We start from the raw sequence: 17,856 nt of genomic DNA, 5'->3' as shown, positions 1-17,856 counted from the left end.
TGCGCAGGCTTACAGGTGGTGCACGGGCGAGGTCCAAGTGCCGTGTATTCCGAACTCAATCGCTCCTTCGATATTGCGCTGGAGCGAGGGGAAACTCCGCCCAGTAGCAAGCCTAAGGCCGCTAGCTTCATCCAACGCTAGCAAGGCCACTCGCCCAGGGCTCAGCCCGTTGCTGCGGGCCTTGCCAACCCAGTTCGCACCGGTCCTCACTGCTGGCGCCAGGCCTGACGCGCTATAAGCCGTGGACGCCACCATCCCGCCTATGACCGACACCGACCCCAACTCGCTTACACCCCCTACAGCCAGGCCCGCCCCATTCGCTACCACCCCGGCGGTTGCTCCCCAAAAAGTACCCACGCTTTCAAAGCGAGCAAGCGTACCGGGCACTGAAGTCAAGCTGCCAATGGACAGATCAACGATGGTATCAGCGGTTCTATTGAACACAGAGGTAAGAAAAACCGTTGAGGTGCCTGCGCCCAACAGATTGGGCAACCAACTGAAAGAGCTGCCAGAGGGGTCATGGCGGTTGATAGGGTCTTGCTCGCAATACGCATACGCATTGATACCGCCCCGACCGAACGGTGAAAGGCGATCTGGCTGGCAGAAGCGTGCCTGGGAAGGAAGGTACAGGCGCTTGCCATTGCCTAATAAATACCCACCTGCCGGCTCGCGAATTTGGCCGGTAAACCCAAGCGCAGGCCTGAGCAGCCGCTGTCCATTGGCCCCATAAGGTGAATACGCCGAGCGTTGGCGGCCCTGCATCAGCACAGTGCCTGATCGCTCTGCCGCAAAGAAGCAAATATCAAGCGCTGCGCTCATTATCGAAGCTCAACTACCGAGTGTGATTGAGCGCTGGGGCGCCTTACAGGCGGTACTTCCATAACAACGTCAGTGAGCCCAGAGGGCCGTACCCTACCTGTTCTCGGGCGGCCACTGAGCAGGTTAAAACCGGATACCTCGGCAGTTGTTTCAGCCATCACCGTGCGCCAATGTAAATTATGAGCACGCACCGCTTCCCTTAAACTCACTGCGCTGTCCCACACATTGAAGCTATTAGTAGCGGCGGCGGTAAATTGCGAAAAAATCCCGGTCACGCCTGCCGACAGCGCTAACTCGATAGGCCTTGATGCGTGGATGGCCACCGGAAGCTGCTGCCCTCTCGCCGCAAGGTTTCCCAACTGGGCATTGAAACCCAACATATCCCGTAGACGCCTTGTCCATGTGACGTTAGCGGCCATTCCACCTGCTATCAGGTCATCGGCGACCGCAGTTGCGGTGCGCACAGCCACACTCAACCCGCTAACCAGATTTGCTGCTGCCGCCGCGATGACTCCCACCATGCCAACGTAAGCGCCTGTAGGGTCCGTTCGATTGACAGGTTCTCCTGCGCAATACACATAACCATTAATACCCCCCTGAGCGAATGGGCTGAACCGGTCCGGTTGAATGAACCGTCTCAACGAAGGGTTATAGGCGCGATAACCATTGCCGAGCAGATAGACGCCGCTGTTGGCCTCACATAGTTGCCCTGTGAATGCTGTGTAGCTACGCCTAGGCACACTGGGTAATTGGCCGAACGGTGTGTAGCTAAGCCGTCCTCGGGCACCTGCCCCTCGCTGCCTAAGCACGGTGCCATAAGGGTCTGCCAGCAAGACGTAATAGGCCATAAAGTACTTTCAATTAAAAACGTCTTATCAGCCTAGGGGTGTCTTTCATTTCCCACTAGCTAGTAGATCAGCGAGCTATTCAAACCGCAGCAGCTATGCATGACAGGGCAATTTAATTAGAATAGTTCTCATTCGCGCTAATCGGATTTTCCTATGTCAACTCGCTTCATCTCGCCCGGTGTCTGGACGCTGGCTATTGTTTCCTTACCCTTGGCAAGTTTGTCAGAGGCACAAAACGCTGTAGAACTCGGCACTATCCAAGTGGACGCACCTATCGTCAAAGCGTTAGAGGGTTACGCTCGCAACCAAGCCAGCACCGCCAGCAAATCCGAGGTGCCCATACGCGATGAAGCGCAGAGCATCAACGTGGTCACTCAACAGACCTTGCAGGATTACAACGCCCGCTCCCTGGACGACGCCTTGAAGTTCGTCAGCGGCGTGTCCCAAGGCAACACGCTTGGCAACACCAAGGACTCGCTGGTCAAGCGGGGGTTTGGCACCAACGATGATGGCTCGATCCTGCGTGACGGCGTGCGCTCGGTGGTAAGCCATAACCTGAGCCCTACCACCGACCACGTTGAAGTGCTCAAAGGCCCTGCGTCCTTGCTGTACGGCGCGCTGGACCCTGGCGGGCTGATCAATATCGTCAGCAAGCAGCCTCAGTATGTGCAAAGCACCACGCTCACAGGTGCTGCCTTCAGTGAAGGTGGCGGTACGCTAGGCCTAGATACCACCGGGCCCATAGGGGAAACAGGGCTGGCCTATCGGCTGATCGCCGAGCGCAAGCATGAAGACTATTGGCGTAACTACGGCACCAACGAGCACTCGTTGGTAGCCCCTTCACTGAGTTGGACGGGCGACCGTGCCAGCGTGCTTCTTGCCTATGAATACAATGACTACAGCGGGCCTTTCGACCGTGGAACGGTGTTCATCGAGGGCCACCCTGCACCGGTAAACTACCGCAAACGGCTAGACGAGCACTGGGCCAAAACCGTAGGGATCTCGGAAACCGCCCAGGCGCGTTTCGAGTACCAACTGAACGATGACTGGAAGGCCCGCGCCACCTATGGTTGGAACAACGACCGCTACAGCTTGGCGATCGCCCAGCCTTCAGCGTTGGCTAACGGTGTGCTGAGCCGACAGGCCAACGGCGGTCATTACGATTACGAGACCCGCTACGCCAGCCTGGATGTGCTGGGCCAACAGGCCCTATTCGGTCAGCGCCATGACCTTCTGGTGGGCGTGGATAATGAAGCCAGCGATAAATACCGAGGCAAGACGTACCGCAATAAAGCCGTGGATGGCTTTGACGTGTACAACCCTGCTTACGGGCGTTTAGCCGAGCCCAATGTAGTAAGCGAGAGCACCAGCAACCTACGTAACGAGCTGACCTCGACCTCGGTGTACTTCAAAGACAATTGGTATTTGAATGAACACTGGATCCTGGTGTTGGGCGGCCGACAGCAACACTACGACCAGTACAGTGTTCAGGGCATCCCGCGTGCCAGTGAACCCAACCGCGACGATAACGGTGAAGCCTTCATTCCTTTCGCTGGCTTGGTATATCAACCCAGTGATAGCTGGGCGCTGTATGGCAACTACAGCCGCTCGTTCGTACCCAACGACACGGTGGATGACTTCGGCAACACCTTCGATCCGGAAAAAGGCCGCAGCTATGAAGTGGGCGCCAAGTACACGCCTAATGAGGCACTGAACCTGAACTTGGCGCTGTTTGATATCGAGAAAACCAACGTCGTAAACCCAGGCGTTGGCGACGCGCCTGCCGACGCTGCGGGCAAGGTTAGCTCACGTGGCCTGGAGCTGGATGCTACCGGGCGCCTGGCACCTCGCTGGGACATAATCGGGACGTATGCCTATACCCATACCGAAATCACCGAAGACCGTACCAACCAAGGCAACCGCCTGAACAACGCGCCCAAGCACACCGCTAGCCTGTACCTGAGCCACCACCTGAATGTGCCTGAACCCACTGGCCAGTGGCATGCGGGGGCCGGCGCTCGCTATGTGGGCGAACGTGCAGGCGATAACGCCAATAGCTTCTGGATGAGCAGCTATACCGTGGCAGACGCGTTTTTACGCTGGGACCTGCCCACTACAGGCTATAAAACCCGATTGCAGCTGAACGTGGACAACCTGTTCGACCGGCAGTACTACCCCTCCAGCACAGGGACCGGTCAGCTACAGGTAAATGTGGGCGAGCCACGCACGGCGCGGCTAACCGCCAGCGTAACGTTTTAGGCCCGGCCGCACGGCTAACCCTGATTAACGCAGCACGCCCTCCTCCAGCAGCAGCTTGAGCACAGCTTCGGCGCCTACCTGCGCAGTGACGCCCTTCATCACCTGCCCGCCGCCGCCACTCGCTTTGGCAGTGGCGGCTTTCATGCGGTCTGCACCGCTTTTGGCCTTGATCACCTTCAGGCGCTTGGGGCGAGGTTTGGCCGGCTGCAAAGCGTCGCCTTGAAGCAGTTCATCCTGTACCACTTCTACGTCGTGAGCAGCCAGCTCACCGCGCTGGGCCGGGCCATAAGCGCTTTGCCGTGCCTTGGGTGCGGCACTGTCTACCGTAGCCACCAACGGAAGCCTTACGTTCAGCCGTCGGCGTTGCCCTCGAGGTAACGCCTGAAGCACCTGAGCCACGCCGTTCTCGATACTTAGCACTTCTGCAAGCCCCGTTACTACTGGCCAGCCCAGTCGCTCGCCCAACAAATAAGGGAGCATGCCTGAGCCTTCGCCCATTTCGGTATGGCTGCCGGCTAACACCAACTGGGCGCCAGCCTCTCGCAGGTAGTCAGCCAGCACCGGCAGCACGTCGGCGCCCGCAGGTTGCTCCAACACCTGCAAGCTCGGTAGCCCCATGCCCAAATAGTCACGCAGGGCCGGCTCGTTTACGTCACCGGCATGCAGCACTTCAAGCGCCTCGCCTGCCAAGCCCAACCCTAGCTCTACCGCGCGGGCATCCTGCTCGGCACGGCGCGGCCGGCCCGAGGCAGGGTGTGCACCGATTGAAACCAGGGTCACTATTTTGTTGCTCATGGGTGCGCCTCAGGCAGCATTACGTTTGGCACCGTCGCGCCAGGCAGCGACCGCGTCGATCAGTGCTCGAAGCACGTCGGCGCTGTCGCCTACCACGGCCAGGTCGGCACGCTTAATCATGTCGCAGTTGGGGTCGAGGTTAATGGCAACCACTTTGTCGCAACTGCCAATGCCCTGCAGGTGCTGGATCGCTCCAGAGATGCCCACTGCGACATACACCCGAGCAGTGACCCAGGTGCCGCTGGCACCTACCTGCCGGTCGCGGGTCATGAAGCCATCGTCTACCGCGACCCGAGAGGCGCCTTGAGTGGCCCCTAGCGCAAGAGCGGCCTCTTGGAACAGGCCCCAATCCTTCACGCCATTGCCACCGGACAAGATGAATTCTGCTTCTGCCATCGGCACGGCCGCCGGGTCTACCGCCACGGCGCCAGCGTCTTCGATGCGAGGCAACATGCGAGCAACTGAAGCCTCCAGCGCCATTGGCAGCGCCTCATGCCGCGTTTCGTCCACCGGCTCCGCGCACTCGGGCGTGGCCAACACCACTTTAGGCAAGGGCCGGCTGATGTCTTGCTGACCTGCGCCCGCACGGCCCGTGCAATGGCCGTCTTTGACTTGCCACACACGTGTAGCAGGCCGCTCGCCCAATCGCGCTGCCAGGCGCCGGCCTAACTCTGCCCCACCATCGCGGGTGTCTGGGAACAACCAGTTGCGCGGGCTGAATTGACACTCCAGCGCTTGCAGCGCCTGCGTGCGCTGCTCAGGTGTGTAACCGGTATATTCATGCTCTGCCAGCACGACCAGCCGGTCTACCCCTGCCAGGTCGAAGGCCAACTCCTTATGCTCGCCAAAGACCACGGCCACCACGGCCCCTTCCTGGCCAACCATCTGGTGAGCCAGCCCTAGTAAGTCGCGGTCATGCAATGTAAGCCGCCCGCCGATCATGTCCGGCACCACCATGACGTAGAACGACGGGGTTGCCACGGTGTGTAGCGGTCGCTGTACTTCAGCGCTAGCAAGGCGCCGCACATTACCACCCTGCTGGGCGCCACTGCGGTCGATACGGCGAAGGCTGTTAGGGCCTAGAAAACCTACTGCATGAGGATTTTTGCGGATGACACCGGAAGGGCCCGCCCAACTGGCCTGCTGCGGTTGCAACGCGCTGTGCAAGGGGTGCAAGCGGTTGCGCCCAATCCATGCCACACGTGGGTCTCTACGAATAATGTCGCTCACTGGTCTACCTCCGCCGGTTTACGCTTGGCGGCCTGGGCTGGCTGCCCGGCGTGCTCCTCGATCAAGGCCTCTGCCACCAGTTCGGCAATATCTTTGATGGCTGGCCGCGGCGCGACTACGCCTTCGAGCATTGCGGTGCACTGCGGGCAACCCACCGCCACGATCTCTGCCTGAGTTTCACGGATATCGTTCATGCGCATATCGGGAATACGCTGCTTGCCTGGCACATCGGTGATCGGTGCGCCACCGCCACCCCCGCAGCAGCGGGAGCGGAACCCGGAGCGTTCCATTTCTTTCACTTCAATGCCAAGCCCGCGCAGCACCTGGCGGGGCGCTTCATACTCACCGTTGTAACGACCCAGGTAGCAGGGGTCGTGGTACGTCACACTGGCGCCTTTATGAGTGCCTACCTTTAGCCGTTGCTCGCTCATCAGCTCAGCCATGTAGGTACTGTGGTGCAGCACCTCGTAATGACCGCCCAGGGCGCCGTATTCGTTCTTGAGCACATGGAAGCTGTGCGGGTCACAGGTCACGATGCGCTTGAAGCGGTATTGAGCGAGGCTTTGGATGTTACGTTTGGCCAACTGCTGGAAGGTTGCCTCGTCGCCCAAACGACGGGCTACGTCGCCGCTGTCGCGCTCTTCCATGCCTAATACGGCAAAGTCCACGGAGGCGGCCCTGAGCACCTTCACGAAAGCACGCAAGGTGCGCTGATTGCGCATGTCGAACGCGCCATCACCTACCCAGAACACGACCTCAGCGGTCTTGACCTGCGCCAACACCGGCAAGTCCAGGTCTGCGGCCCAGTTCAGTCGCCCACCTGGCGCAAAACCACCAGGGTTGTCAGTGGCGATCAGGTTTTCCAGCACTTCGGCGCCTTTGTTGGGGGTGGCGCCCTTTTCGAGGGTGAGGTAGCGGCGCATGTCGACGATGGCATCCACGTGCTCAATCATCATTGGGCACTCTTCGACACACGCGCGGCAGGTGGTGCAGGCCCACAGGGTGTCGGCGTCTACCAGCCCGTTGACGATAGGCTGATGCGCATTGCCACCGTGCTCGCCAATAGGCTTGCCTGGGTAAGGGCTGCCGGCGAAGTGAGCATCCGTGCCGCCTGCCAGGCCGACCACCATGTCTTGAATGAGCTTCTTCGGGTTAAGCGGCTGGCCAGCCGCGAACGCCGGACACATCGCTTCGCAACGGCCGCACTGCACGCAGGCATCGAAGCCCAGCAACTGGTTCCAAGTGAAGTCCTGAGGCTTTTCTACCCCCAGCGGCGCGCTACGGTCGTTGAGGTCCAGTGCTTTGAGGGCACTGGACCTGCCGCCGCCAAAGCGCTCAGGCCGACGGTGCCACGCCAGGTGCAAGGCACCGGCGAAGGCATGCTTGATCGGGCCGCCCCAGGTCATGCCCAGGAACATCTCGCTCACCCCCCACAGCACCCCTAGGGCCAACAGGCCTGCCAGCAACCAGCCGCCGAAGTCCGCCGGCAATAGACCTGCCACTGGCAACGTTACGATAAAAAAGGTGGCGGAAAACATCAGCAAGCTTTTAGGCAGCCGCATCCAGGGGCCTTTGGACAAGCGAGCCGGTGGGTGTATACGGCGCTTGTACACAAACAACGCGCCACAAAACATCACGGCGGTGGCCACCAGCAGGGCATACCCCAGCACACGGTTGTGCCAGCCGAACCCGTGTACGGCAATTGCCAGTAGCGCAGCGAGCGCAAAGCCACCCGCCGTGGCAACGTGGGTATTGGAAATGTAGCGGTCGCGGGCCACCACATGGTGCAAGTCGACCAGGTAGCGACGTGGCATGGCTAATAGGCCACCCAGTAGGCTCACCTCGGCAGGCCGGCCTTGACGCCATAACGCCACGCGACGCACCGCGCCCAACAAGGTGAGCGCTACGGCAGCTAGCAGCAGAATCGGGAGGATCGTGTTTAGCATGGGCCTGAGGCTCCGAACGCGTGTCCTGTAGGCGCGAGCGTTACCTCGCGAAAGGTGCGGCCCACCCGGTTAGCAGGCTAGCGCCAGCGCCTACGGGCCATTTATTAAAAATCCTTGCACAACCGCAGCCCGTCGTAGATGGCCGCATGAATGTTGCGCTGGGCCACGCAGTCGCCTATCCGGAACAGCAGATAGCCGTCGCCAGGTTGGCTAAGGCACGGTTGAGGCTCAATGGCGAACAGCGCGTCGATGTCGATCTGGCCCTTATTGCGCGAACCTTGCTTGAGTGCGTAATACAAGGTCTCATCAGGGCGTACGCCGTTCTCGATCACGACTTGATCGACCACCCGCTCTTCCTTGGCACCGGTGTACTCGTTCTCCAGCAACGCGATGAGTTTGTCGCCTTCGCGGTACACCTTCTCCAGCATCAGGTCCCCGGTCATGATCACTTCCTTGGGGTACATGCTGCGGTAGTAGGTGGGGAAGGTGGTCCCGCCCATGGCCACGCCTGGCTTGATGTCATCGGTCACGATTTCTACCTGGCAGCCTTTGTCGGCCAGGAAGTCCGCTGCGCTCATGCCGGTGAATTCGCAAATGGTGTCGTACACCAATACGTTTTTGCCAGGGGCGACCGTCCCGTCCAGGATGTTCCAACTGCTTACGGACAAGCCTTCGCTTACACCCCAGTGTTCATTCTGCTCAAGGAACGGATGGCCGCCATTGGCCAGCACGATCACATCTGGGCGCAAGTCCATGATGGTGTCCACGTCTGCGGCGGTGCCGAGGCGCAGGTCCACGTTCAACCGTGCCAGCTCCAGCTGGAACCAGCGGGTAATGCCGGCAATCTGGTCGCGCTGAGGGGCTTTGGCCGCAATGCTGATCTGGCCGCCGATCTGCTCCTTCTTCTCGAACAAGGTGACGTCGTGCCCACGCTCGGCGGAGACGCGCGCCGCTTCCATGCCCGCAGGCCCGGCACCGATCACCACCACCTTGCGGCGGGGGCCGGTACTCTTCTCGATGATGTGCGGCACCCCCATGTATTCACGCGAGGTAGCGGCGTTCTGGATGCAGAGCACGTCCAGGCCCTGGTACTGGCGGTCGATGCAGTAGTTGGCGCCCACGCACTGCTTGATCTGGTCCACCTGACCCATCTTGATCTTGGCGATCAGGTGCGGGTCGGCAATATGGGCACGGGTCATGCCCACCATGTCCACGTAGCCACCTTCGAGGATGCGCGTGGCCTGGTTGGGGTCTTTGATGTTCTGTGCATGCAGCACGGGCACCTTGACCACTTCCTTGATGCCCGCCGCCAGGTGCAGGAATGGCTCTGGCGGGTAGCTCATGTTAGGGATCACGTTGGCCAGCGTGTTGTGAGTATCGCAACCCGAGCCCACTACCCCGAAGAAGTCCAGCAGCCCGGTGGCGTCGTAGTAGGCCGCGATCTGCTTCATGTCCTCATGGCTCAAGCCATCAGGGTGGAATTCATCACCGCAGATGCGTAGCCCGACGCAGAAATCCTCACCGACTTCAGCGCGCACGGCCTTGATCACTTCCAGGCCAAAGCGCATACGGTTCTCGAAACTGCCGCCCCACTCGTCTGTGCGCTTGTTGACGCGCGGGCTCCAGAACTGGTCGATCATGTGCTGGTGAACCGCCGACAGCTCCACGCCGTCGAGGCCACCGGCCTTGGCACGCGCCGCAGCGCTGGCATAGTTGCCGATCACTCGCCAGATTTCCTCGGGCTCGATGGTCTTGCAAGTGGCGCGGTGCACCGGCTCACGAATGCCCGAAGGCGACATCAGGGTAGGCCAATGGTCACCGTCCCACCGTGAGCGACGGCCCATGTGGGTAATCTGGATCATGATCTTGGCGCCATGCTTGTGCATGGCATCGGCCAGGTTCTGAAAATGCGGAATGATACGGTCGGTGGCCAGGTTGACGGATTTCCACCAGTTCTGCGGGCTGTCTATGGCAACACTGGAGGACCCGCCGCAGATGGCCAGGCCAATACCGCCCTTGGCTTTCTCTTCGTAGTATTTGACGTAACGATCGGTGGTCATACCGCCATCAGTGGCGTACACCTCGGCGTGTGCGGTACTGAGCACGCGATTGCGGATCGTCAACTTGCCGACTTGAATTGGCTGAAACATCGCTTCGAAAGCCATGACGGTTATTCCTCGACTTACAACGGTTTTACAGTGAAGAGGCCATCGTCGTGGCCTTCTTCCGAACCGCCATACACCTGCTCGGCGACGGTACGGATGGCGCTGCCGCGAGCAGTGAGAATCTGGTCCATGGCCCCGGCGAACCAGCCGGTGAACATGTAGTCCACCTTGCGGCCAACCTTGCCGTATACATAGACGAACGCGGAGTGTTCCAGCTTGACGCTGCAGGTACCTTTATCCAAGTCAATGTCCTGAATCTTGAACAGGCCCCAGCCACGCTGGCTCAGGCGTTTCATGTAGTGTTCGAACACGGCCACGCCCTCAAGGCCATGGCACTCGGCTTCTTTTTCACACCAGTGCCAGGCAGACTTGTAGCCGGCCTTGTAGAGAATCTCGGCATAGGCGTCCGCGCCCAGCACCTCTTCGATCCCCATATGGTTGTTCACAAAGAAATGGCGCGGCACATACAGCATGGGCAGTGCGTCGGACGTCCAGACGCCGGTCTCGCTGTCGACTTCGATAGGTAATTCGGGGGCGTGCTTAGCCATGGAACCTGACTCCAATCAAAAAGGTTTTCATCAATCGTGATGAGTGGCGCAGCCGTAGCGAGTACGTTGAGCAGGCAGGCCCGGAGCGCGAAGCAAGACAGTACCGAGATACGGCGAGCTTCACCCGAGGACACGACGCAGCTATCAGCGTACGCAGTAGGCCGCAGTGCTGATCACTACTCGTGCCAGACGTCAGCCAGCACACGCACCCAGTTCTCACCCATGATCTTGCGTACCACCCGCAAGGAATGGCCACGGTTAAGCAAGGTTTCGGTGAGGTTAGGGAACTCGCCTACGGTGCGGATGCCCAGCGGGTTGATGATCTTGCCGAAACTGGTGAGCCTGCGGGCGTAGCCTTTGTCGTGGGTGAGGTATTCGAAGAACTCTTGCCCATGACCTTGTGTGAAGTCGGTACCAATACCGATGGCGTCCTCGCCTACGATGTTCATCACGTACTCGATGGCCTCCGCGTAGTCATCGATGGTGGAGTCGATGCCTTTGGCCAGGAACGGTGCGAACATGGTGACCCCCACGAAGCCGCCATGGTCAGCGATGAACTTAAGCTCGGCATCGGACTTGTTACGCGGGTGCTCCTTGAGGCCCGAGGGCAGGCAGTGCGAATAAGTGACCGGCTTTTTCGATTCCAGGATGACCTCTTCGGACGTCTTGGAGCCTACGTGCGAGAGGTCACACATGATGCCTACGCGGTTCATTTCAGCCACGATTTCGCGACCAAAGCCTGACAACCCACCGTCACGCTCGTAGCAGCCGGTGCCTACCAGGTTCTGGGTGTTGTAGCACAGCTGCACGATGCCCACGCCCAGCTGCTTGAAGATCTCTACGTAGCCAATCTGATCCTCGAACGCGTGTGCATTCTGGAAACCGAAGAGGATGCCGGTCTTGCCCTGCTCTTTGGCGCGTCGAATGTCAGCCGTGGTGCGCACGGGGATCACCAGGTCGCTGTTCTCACGCATCAGCTTCTGGCTGGCGGCAATGCTGTCCACCGTCGCCTTGAATCCTTCCCATACCGACACGGTGCAGTTGGCGGCAGTCAGCCCGCCTTTGCGCATGTCTTCGAACAGTTCACGGTTCCACTTGGCGATGATCAGCCCGTCTATGACGATGCTATCGGCGTGCAATTCGGCTGGGCTCATCAGGCAGTCCCCTTATCAGCGTTACGCCGAATCGTTTGCCGGCGCTTTGGGGCCAGCATATGCCCCCAAGGCGCGCGGGCCGGATGCAAAAACGACAAGGGAATTGCCGAAAGCGTCAACGACCACCTTGGCGTGGTAAGCACCATAGGTTTGACCTGATAAAGATGAAATCCGTAGCCTCTGCTGTTCTTCCGCACGGCCTTGAGCCAGAATTCCTGAACTACTCTTTGCTTAGCCCGAGGGCGCGGTCATGAAATCGTGGTTATGGATATTGGCGTTTATCGCGGTGAGTGCTCAGGCTGCCGATGAAGACGGCCCAACCCCTTGTGACAATGTAGAAACCAGCCAGCAGAGCCTGGAGTGCTCGGCGTACAACCGTAAAACCGCCGAAAGCGAGCTCAATGACGCCTTCAATGGGCTAAACGCGCGCATCTCGGGGCAGTACGGCGACCAACCTGGGGTGCTAAAAGACTACCTTGCCAAGGTCAAGGGCGCCCAAGAGCTGTGGCGTAAGCTGCGAGACGCCGACTGCGCGGTCGAAATGCTCGAAGCAGACAAGGAGGGTAACTCTAGCCAAACCGCCCTCAATGATTGCATGGCGCAACGCAGCGACGAGCGCAGCGAATATCTGCAAACCATTGGTACCCAAGGCGAAGAGAACGACGCGCCGGATCAGTAACGCCAATAAGGCGCTCCTGATCCTATTGTGGAGCGCCTACGGACTACAATGAATAGCTCACCTTGCCCACGTTACCTTTGACAGGGCTTCGTATCGGCGAGTAATCGATAAAGCCAGGAAGTCCATTTGATGAGTCCAGGTCCTTGATATCGAAATCCGCATTTTGCGCCGATCTATAGCAACTTAGGGACTCCCCTCGGCTGTTCTTCAAGCAAATTGACCGGCCATAGGTATAACCGCCAACACGAGCGGAGCGTGGGTTGACACCACTATTGACGCAATTAGCAACTGAAGGCAGATCCACCTCGGTGCCACGGGAAACGCCGATCACGCAGGATTCCCCCTTCAAGTTAACTTCGCTGAAAAACTCTATTATCACTGGGCTTTCCATAGGCGGGTAGAAACCCTCAACGGTTTCCCGGCGTTCGTTGAAGCGCCTGGCAACGTCGTGATGCGCCACCGTACCCAGTGGAATACCTTGATAGGCAAGCCTTGGGTTTGAAAAATAGGGAATTCGCGGGCATGCGGGGCTGCAGGCATAAGAAAGTTGGGTGCTGAATCGAGGCGTACCGGTATACCGATACCCGAACATATAAGGCGGCTTACCTTCCGCGTTACCTTCCTCCCAATTATGATTAGCCCCCAAGTTATGCCCTAGTTCATGTGACATTGAACTCAGGCAGGACACCACTGAGTAAGCGGTGGCTTTGGTTGCATTTACATAGCCGAGGCCGCAGAACCCTGTAGCGGTTGAATACATGCTGACCATATCTATATTCCCCCCGTCCCTCCATTTATATACTTGGGCTCCAAGCGGCGTGCCTACAGCACGGAGGTCATACAGCTGCTCGCTGTAGCTACGTCCCGTCTCGTCGTAGTTCGCATCGTAGATGCCTGCCAATTCGTAAACGATCTGCACGTCGCTGTTGCGCATGATCGTGTTTGCTAACCAGAAGGTCTCGAGCAGCGCAGCCCAATACGCGGGTCTCGCTGCACGCACTTGGTTAGTCGTCACCAAAAGTAGCCGAATTTTACTGAAGCTGGAGTTGGGCGTCTTGGCTACAGCAGTTTCACTGTTTGGCGCCACTAACGGTGGCGCCTCTGGCGGCAACTTGCTTTCGTCGATTTTAATCAGCGCCTGTTGACCGTTGCCTAGGTATTCGAGCCGATACAGCTCACCCTTCACACGCAAGGTGCCTACCAACAACGAGCCGTCTCGCACTATGGATAGATAGTTAAGGGGGTCGAAGTCGACTTCCTGCGTTGAGATGTATTGCTGTTTGCGGTCCGAACGCAAGTCACCTATCCAGCCAACCCCTCTCCCACTGTAGGTGTCTGAGTTACGCAACTGAAACTGGAGCATAGTCCCATCGGGTAATGGCACTGAAAATGCCTTTGATTCCACCATCACTTGGCTAGCATCCACCTTTATCAAGCGTACGTCGACGGTGGCCGGGCTTTCGAGAAGTGTCTTCAAGTAGGGCGCAGCCGTAAGCTGTAGTGTTTGGCGTGCCTGTGATGGCTCAAGTGTGAACAGCAATGTTGCCGGCGTTGTATCGCCGGCTTTCATGCCAGGCGTACACCCCTGTATCACGACCAGCGCATAAAACAGCCATTGGGCGCGCCCGAGGCAGTTTTTCAATGCCCATACCAATATATCCATTTCCTTCACCCCACGGTTGTTTCGCATAGCAAAACAAATGTGCATACAGGCGGGCAGCTGACGGTTCTGCTAGGTAGGCAACCTGTAGATAACGCGCTACCGGGGAAAGATTCGCCGGTTACCTACCCCGCCCACTCTGGGCAGGATTGCTCTTACCCAACCTGCATGCGGGTTTGGTGAACCCGGGCTATACACATGCCCTATCACAAGGAATGGACACCATGACGACTGACGCCTTTGTAAACCAACTGAATGTGCCTAAATCGTCTGCAGAGCAGGCAATCGATGCGCTGAAAAAGGAAGGTGAAGAGCGCGTATTGCTGATCGGCAACACGATTTGCATCTTTGCTGACAACGTGCCAGTAGGCATTGCTGAAGACGTGGCCGCTAGCATGCGGCTGATCGGCCTGGCCTCGGAAAAGGCATTCGACAAAGAGACCCAGCAGCGCGAGTGGTACAAGTATTACACCAATGGCCTGGCCAAACTGGGCTGGACCATGACCGGCGCGGCCCATGCTGAAGAGGCCATGGAGCAGGAAAGAGCCACCCTGGCCAGCGTCGCGATCAGCATCATCGCCCGCGACCTGGGCCCGCGTCACCGCATGGCTCGCTGCCTGGACCGCGGTATGCGCGCCATCGTGCATGCACCTGCCGCGCAGCGCTTGTTCGAACGCAGTGCGACCAGCGCTACAGGCCAATCCAGCACCTTCCAGGCGGTGGACTGCGAGCTGAGCCCGCAGGGCATGCCGATCATGCACATGAAAAGCTTCCAGATCGCCTATGACCGCGCCATCTCTTCGGGCGCCATCGGCCGCGAGTTTGAGAAGGCCTCTACTCGCGTGTACCGCGCGTCGCAACAAGGCACCTTCAGCGTACGGCAGTTCGAGGCACTGCGTAATGCGGTAAGCAGCAAACTGGCGTCCAAAGCCGACGACATTGTCGCACTCGACTTCGACATCTAATCCACTGTGCAAGCGCCAACGCCAGTAGGGTTAGCGCTTGCTTACCAGCAGGGCGGCCTTTTCGCTACTGCCAGGAGCCATACAATGACCGATCAACTTGTTTTCCAACCTGACCTTTCAACGCTGCTATCGACCGACCTCGATACGCCTCACCGCGAGGACGTATTGGCGACCTTGCGCCTGAGCACTCAGATAGCACACCACCACCATGACGCTGAGAGAGAGCCACTGCCCTGGTTAGCGACGTTTGTCCGCTCTATGGAGGTGTTGGGCTGGGATACGTTCGCCCGAGAGGAATCGGAACACGTCTATACCCCTGCGCCTGGGTTATGGACAACCATATTCAAGGGTGAGATACCGCCGCCTCAGGCCCCGAATACTCGCTTCCGCACAGTGGTCAAACACATCATAAATACACGTTCGGACGACACCAAGGCTTGGCCCTCGGCACCGGCGGACGTAAACAAATCAACGCATATCCTTACTCATCTTGACGTGTCCGCAGACGGAGCGGTCAGCATCAGCGTGGTGCAGCTAGCAGGGGCCACCGACCCTGACGCGCCTAAGACTCGCCTACCCCTGGCGCGTACGCGTTGGGAGGCTACCTTCGACAGCACACGCTTCAACCCTGAACGTCTCAAGGCCGAGGAAGCCGCATTAGGCGAACCTTCGCTTTTTGAGTTCTAACGCAACTCTCAAGGTCGCTGCGCGCGGTCTTCGCGTGGCGGCCTTCCAAAGCGAGCCTTGTAGCGCCTGGCAAAATACGACGGCAACTCGAAGCCGCAGGCAATGCTTACCTCAGTTACGCTCATGCCGGTCTGGTGGAGCAATTGCCGTGCTTTATCCAACCGCAGGTTGAGGTAGAAATGACTAGGCGTGTGATGCAGGTGCAACTGGAATAAACGCTCCAGTTGGCGCCGCGTTACTTGCACGAGGTCCGCCAAGGCAGCCGTGGTCAGCGGCGGCTCCATGTGTTGCTCCATGGCAGCGATCGCCTGTAATAATTTTTTATTACGGGTGCCATAACGCGACGCCAGTGCCATGCGTTGATGATCCTGCCGAGGGCGGATGCGCCCTAGCACGAACTGCTCTGAAACCTCAATCGCCAACTCACTGCCATGGGCCTGAGCAATCAGATCAAGCATCAGGTCGATAGAGGCTGTACCTCCCGCACAGGTGATACGCGCCCCGTCGATCTCGAACAGTTCCTGAGTTACCAGTACCGCAGGCCAGCGTTCCTTGAAGGCCGCCAGTGCTTCCCAATGCAAGGTCACCCTGGCTTGCGTTAACAAACCTGCTTCAGCCAACACGAACGCGCCAGTGTCTATTCCCCCCAAGGTGCCCCCCTCACTCGCGCCGCGCTTGAGCCAGGTGCGCAAAGCAGGACTGAACGCCTTCAGCGGCTCGAAACCTGCCACCACGAAGACCCAGGCCCCCGGCGGCAACAGGTGCAGACCAGCGTCGGCATTTACCGACATGCCATTACTGGCTTGCACCGGCCCGCCATCCACACTCAGCACCTCCCAGCGGTACAAACCGGCCTTGAAACGGTTGGCGACCCGTAGGGGCTCAGTCGCGCTGATAAAGCCTAAGGCTGAGAAACCCGGCAGCAAGAGGAAATAGAACACCTGAGGCATCGACCGGGCTCCGCTGGAAGGAGGCTGGTTATTAACCCGCCGGTCGCCGCAGTGCAAGTCCACGTCGCCACCGTGCGATTGAGGCTGCGACTTGCCGCGTAACCTCAGGGCCAAGGTGCATAGACACCTGCCCTCATAAATGCCTGCCCCTGGAGCCACCGCCATGAAGAGGTTGATCCGCTGCTGTTTGCTGTTGCTTACCGCCACCGCGCCTCTCGCCCACGCCGCCGACCCCGCCAGTTGCAAGACAGTGCGCCTGGGCGTAGTGAATTGGACCGATGTCATGGCTACCAGCAGCCTGGCCCAGGTCCTGCTGGATGGCCTAGGGTATGAAACCCGCCAAACCAGTGCCTCACAGCAGATTATCTTTGCGGGTATCCGAGACCAGCGCCTGGATATGTTCCTGGGCTATTGGAACCCGCTAATGACGGCAACCCTGGCCCCATTCCTGGAGCAAAAACAGGTGCGGGTATTGCCAGCGCCCAGCTTGGCCGACGCACGCGCAACCCTGGCGGTGCCCTCCTACCTGGCCGACAAAGGCTTGAAAACCTTCAGTGACATTGCGCGTTTCAAGCAAGATCTGGGCGGCAAGCTGTATGGCATCGAGCCTGGCTCAGGGGCCAATACCCAGATTAAGGACATGATCGCCAAGAACCGTTTCGGCCTGGGCGACTTCCAATTGGTGGAGTCCAGCGAAGCCGGGATGTTATCGGCGGTTGCGCGGGCAGTTAAACGCAAGGAAGCCGTGGTGTTCTTCGGCTGGGCGCCTCACCCCATGAACGTCAACCTGGCCATGACCTACCTCACGGGCAGTGAAGATGCATTGGGGCCCGACGAAGGCAAGGCCACGGTGTGGACGGTCACCGCGCCCGACTACGCCAGCCGCTGCCCTAATGTAGACCGCCTGTTGACCAACCTGACGTTTACCTCCGAACAGGAGAGCCGAATGATGCAACCGCTTCTTGACCATAAGGATGCCCTCGAAGCCGCTCGCCAATGGCTCAAGGACCACCCACAAGATCGCAGGCGCTGGCTCGAGGGAGTGACGACCCTGGATGGCAAACCTGCCGAGCCCCACCTGAGCCTCACTTCACACTGACAGACCACTGCCCCGCGCCACCTGTGGCGCACGGGCACGCTCGCCCAAGGAA

The 17,856-nt window shown here is 59.0% G+C and carries 15 protein-coding genes; 5 read left to right on the top strand and 10 right to left on the bottom strand.

The features are described from left to right. Positions 1-9: 9 nt before the first annotated feature. The gene (locus AC4LE2_RS02115) at positions 10-819 is read right to left on the bottom strand and encodes an RHS repeat-associated core domain-containing protein (protein ID WP_491823870.1); all 810 of its coding nucleotides are present in this window, start codon (positions 817-819) and stop codon (positions 10-12) included. Beyond that, positions 819-1,667, bottom strand: a complete 849-nt coding sequence (locus AC4LE2_RS02110; RefSeq protein WP_491823868.1) for an RHS repeat-associated core domain-containing protein — start codon at positions 1,665-1,667, stop codon at positions 819-821. Before AC4LE2_RS02110 ends, AC4LE2_RS02115 begins: the two co-directional genes overlap by 1 nt. A gap of 153 nt (positions 1,668-1,820) precedes the next feature. On the opposite strand from AC4LE2_RS02110, the gene AC4LE2_RS02105 reads away from it, so the two are divergent. Next, positions 1,821-3,926 carry a TonB-dependent siderophore receptor gene (locus tag AC4LE2_RS02105; protein ID WP_491823867.1) on the top strand — a complete coding sequence of 702 codons (2,106 nt, stop codon included), beginning with the start codon at positions 1,821-1,823 and terminating at the stop codon, positions 3,924-3,926. Between the two features lie 24 nt (positions 3,927-3,950). On the opposite strand, the gene etfB is transcribed toward AC4LE2_RS02105, so the two are convergent. The 6 genes from etfB to AC4LE2_RS02075 form a co-directional block, all read right to left on the bottom strand. Then, positions 3,951-4,721 (bottom strand): electron transfer flavoprotein subunit beta, encoded by a 771-nt coding sequence (gene etfB, locus AC4LE2_RS02100; RefSeq protein WP_491823865.1) that lies wholly within the window; start codon positions 4,719-4,721, stop codon positions 3,951-3,953. A gap of 9 nt (positions 4,722-4,730) precedes the next feature. Then, entirely contained in the window at positions 4,731-5,951 is a 1,221-nt protein-coding gene (gene etfA, locus AC4LE2_RS02095; RefSeq protein WP_491823863.1) for an electron transfer flavoprotein subunit alpha, read from the bottom strand. Next, positions 5,948-7,897, bottom strand: coding sequence for a dimethylglycine demethylation protein DgcB (dgcB, locus tag AC4LE2_RS02090; RefSeq protein ID WP_491823861.1), 1,950 nt, complete (start codon positions 7,895-7,897; stop codon positions 5,948-5,950). The genes etfA and dgcB overlap by 4 nt, the downstream gene beginning before the upstream one ends. Positions 7,898-8,001: 104 nt before the next feature. Continuing rightward, positions 8,002-10,062, bottom strand: a complete 2,061-nt coding sequence (gene dgcA, locus AC4LE2_RS02085) for a dimethylglycine demethylation protein DgcA (RefSeq protein WP_491823859.1) — start codon at positions 10,060-10,062, stop codon at positions 8,002-8,004. A gap of 17 nt (positions 10,063-10,079) precedes the next feature. Then, on the bottom strand, positions 10,080-10,610 hold the full coding sequence (locus tag AC4LE2_RS02080) for a DUF5943 domain-containing protein (RefSeq protein WP_491823857.1): 531 nt from the start codon (positions 10,608-10,610) through the stop codon (positions 10,080-10,082). A gap of 176 nt (positions 10,611-10,786) precedes the next feature. Then, positions 10,787-11,764 carry a dipeptidase gene (locus AC4LE2_RS02075; RefSeq protein WP_491823856.1) on the bottom strand — a complete coding sequence of 326 codons (978 nt, stop codon included), beginning with the start codon at positions 11,762-11,764 and terminating at the stop codon, positions 10,787-10,789. A 250-nt stretch (positions 11,765-12,014) separates the two neighbouring features. On the opposite strand from AC4LE2_RS02075, the gene AC4LE2_RS02070 reads away from it, so the two are divergent. Further along, positions 12,015-12,443, top strand: a complete 429-nt coding sequence (locus tag AC4LE2_RS02070; protein WP_491823854.1) for a lysozyme inhibitor LprI family protein — start codon at positions 12,015-12,017, stop codon at positions 12,441-12,443. Between the two features lie 43 nt (positions 12,444-12,486). Here AC4LE2_RS02070 and AC4LE2_RS02065 read toward each other — a convergent pair whose 3' ends face one another. After that, on the bottom strand, positions 12,487-14,106 hold the full coding sequence (locus AC4LE2_RS02065) for a zinc-dependent metalloprotease family protein (protein WP_491823853.1): 1,620 nt from the start codon (positions 14,104-14,106) through the stop codon (positions 12,487-12,489). Between the two features lie 221 nt (positions 14,107-14,327). Here AC4LE2_RS02065 and AC4LE2_RS02060 point away from each other — a divergent pair, with 221 nt between their 5' ends. Continuing rightward, positions 14,328-15,068, top strand: coding sequence for a hypothetical protein (locus AC4LE2_RS02060; RefSeq protein ID WP_491823851.1), 741 nt, complete (start codon positions 14,328-14,330; stop codon positions 15,066-15,068). Between the two features lie 84 nt (positions 15,069-15,152). Beyond that, entirely contained in the window at positions 15,153-15,755 is a 603-nt protein-coding gene (locus tag AC4LE2_RS02055; RefSeq protein WP_491823849.1) for a hypothetical protein, read from the top strand. A gap of 8 nt (positions 15,756-15,763) precedes the next feature. Here AC4LE2_RS02055 and AC4LE2_RS02050 read toward each other — a convergent pair whose 3' ends face one another. Then, positions 15,764-16,705 (bottom strand): GlxA family transcriptional regulator, encoded by a 942-nt coding sequence (locus tag AC4LE2_RS02050; RefSeq protein ID WP_491823847.1) that lies wholly within the window; start codon positions 16,703-16,705, stop codon positions 15,764-15,766. Positions 16,706-16,868: 163 nt separating this feature from the next. Between AC4LE2_RS02050 and choX the strand changes: the two genes are divergently transcribed. After that, on the top strand, positions 16,869-17,804 hold the full coding sequence (gene choX, locus AC4LE2_RS02045; protein WP_491823845.1) for a choline ABC transporter substrate-binding protein: 936 nt from the start codon (positions 16,869-16,871) through the stop codon (positions 17,802-17,804). The last annotated feature ends 52 nt before the right edge of the window (positions 17,805-17,856 follow it).

The sequence above is a fragment of the Pseudomonas sp. 9.3L genome, from assembly GCF_058536285.1.
Note: the sequence above shows the minus strand (reverse complement) of the source record. Positions and strands in the feature narration are given on the sequence as shown.

Excerpts from the sequence above, each read along its gene's own strand:
- dgcB (WP_491823861.1), bottom strand. The coding sequence starts at position 7,897 with ATGCTAAACACGATCCTCCCGATTCTGCTGCTAGCTGCCGTAGCGCTC.
- dgcA (WP_491823859.1), bottom strand. The coding sequence starts at position 10,062 with ATGGCTTTCGAAGCGATGTTTCAGCCAATTCAAGTCGGCAAGTTGACG.
- AC4LE2_RS02115 (WP_491823870.1), bottom strand. The coding sequence starts at position 819 with ATGAGCGCAGCGCTTGATATTTGCTTCTTTGCGGCAGAGCGATCAGGC.
- AC4LE2_RS02080 (WP_491823857.1), bottom strand. The coding sequence starts at position 10,610 with ATGGCTAAGCACGCCCCCGAATTACCTATCGAAGTCGACAGCGAGACC.
- AC4LE2_RS02060 (WP_491823851.1), top strand. The coding sequence starts at position 14,328 with ATGACGACTGACGCCTTTGTAAACCAACTGAATGTGCCTAAATCGTCT.
- AC4LE2_RS02105 (WP_491823867.1), top strand. The coding sequence starts at position 1,821 with ATGTCAACTCGCTTCATCTCGCCCGGTGTCTGGACGCTGGCTATTGTT.
- AC4LE2_RS02075 (WP_491823856.1), bottom strand. The coding sequence starts at position 11,764 with ATGAGCCCAGCCGAATTGCACGCCGATAGCATCGTCATAGACGGGCTG.
- etfB (WP_491823865.1), bottom strand. The coding sequence starts at position 4,721 with ATGAGCAACAAAATAGTGACCCTGGTTTCAATCGGTGCACACCCTGCC.
- AC4LE2_RS02055 (WP_491823849.1), top strand. The coding sequence starts at position 15,153 with ATGACCGATCAACTTGTTTTCCAACCTGACCTTTCAACGCTGCTATCG.
- AC4LE2_RS02065 (WP_491823853.1), bottom strand. The coding sequence starts at position 14,106 with ATGGATATATTGGTATGGGCATTGAAAAACTGCCTCGGGCGCGCCCAA.
- AC4LE2_RS02070 (WP_491823854.1), top strand. The coding sequence starts at position 12,015 with ATGAAATCGTGGTTATGGATATTGGCGTTTATCGCGGTGAGTGCTCAG.
- AC4LE2_RS02110 (WP_491823868.1), bottom strand. The coding sequence starts at position 1,667 with ATGGCCTATTACGTCTTGCTGGCAGACCCTTATGGCACCGTGCTTAGG.
- choX (WP_491823845.1), top strand. The coding sequence starts at position 16,869 with ATGAAGAGGTTGATCCGCTGCTGTTTGCTGTTGCTTACCGCCACCGCG.
- AC4LE2_RS02050 (WP_491823847.1), bottom strand. The coding sequence starts at position 16,705 with ATGCCTCAGGTGTTCTATTTCCTCTTGCTGCCGGGTTTCTCAGCCTTA.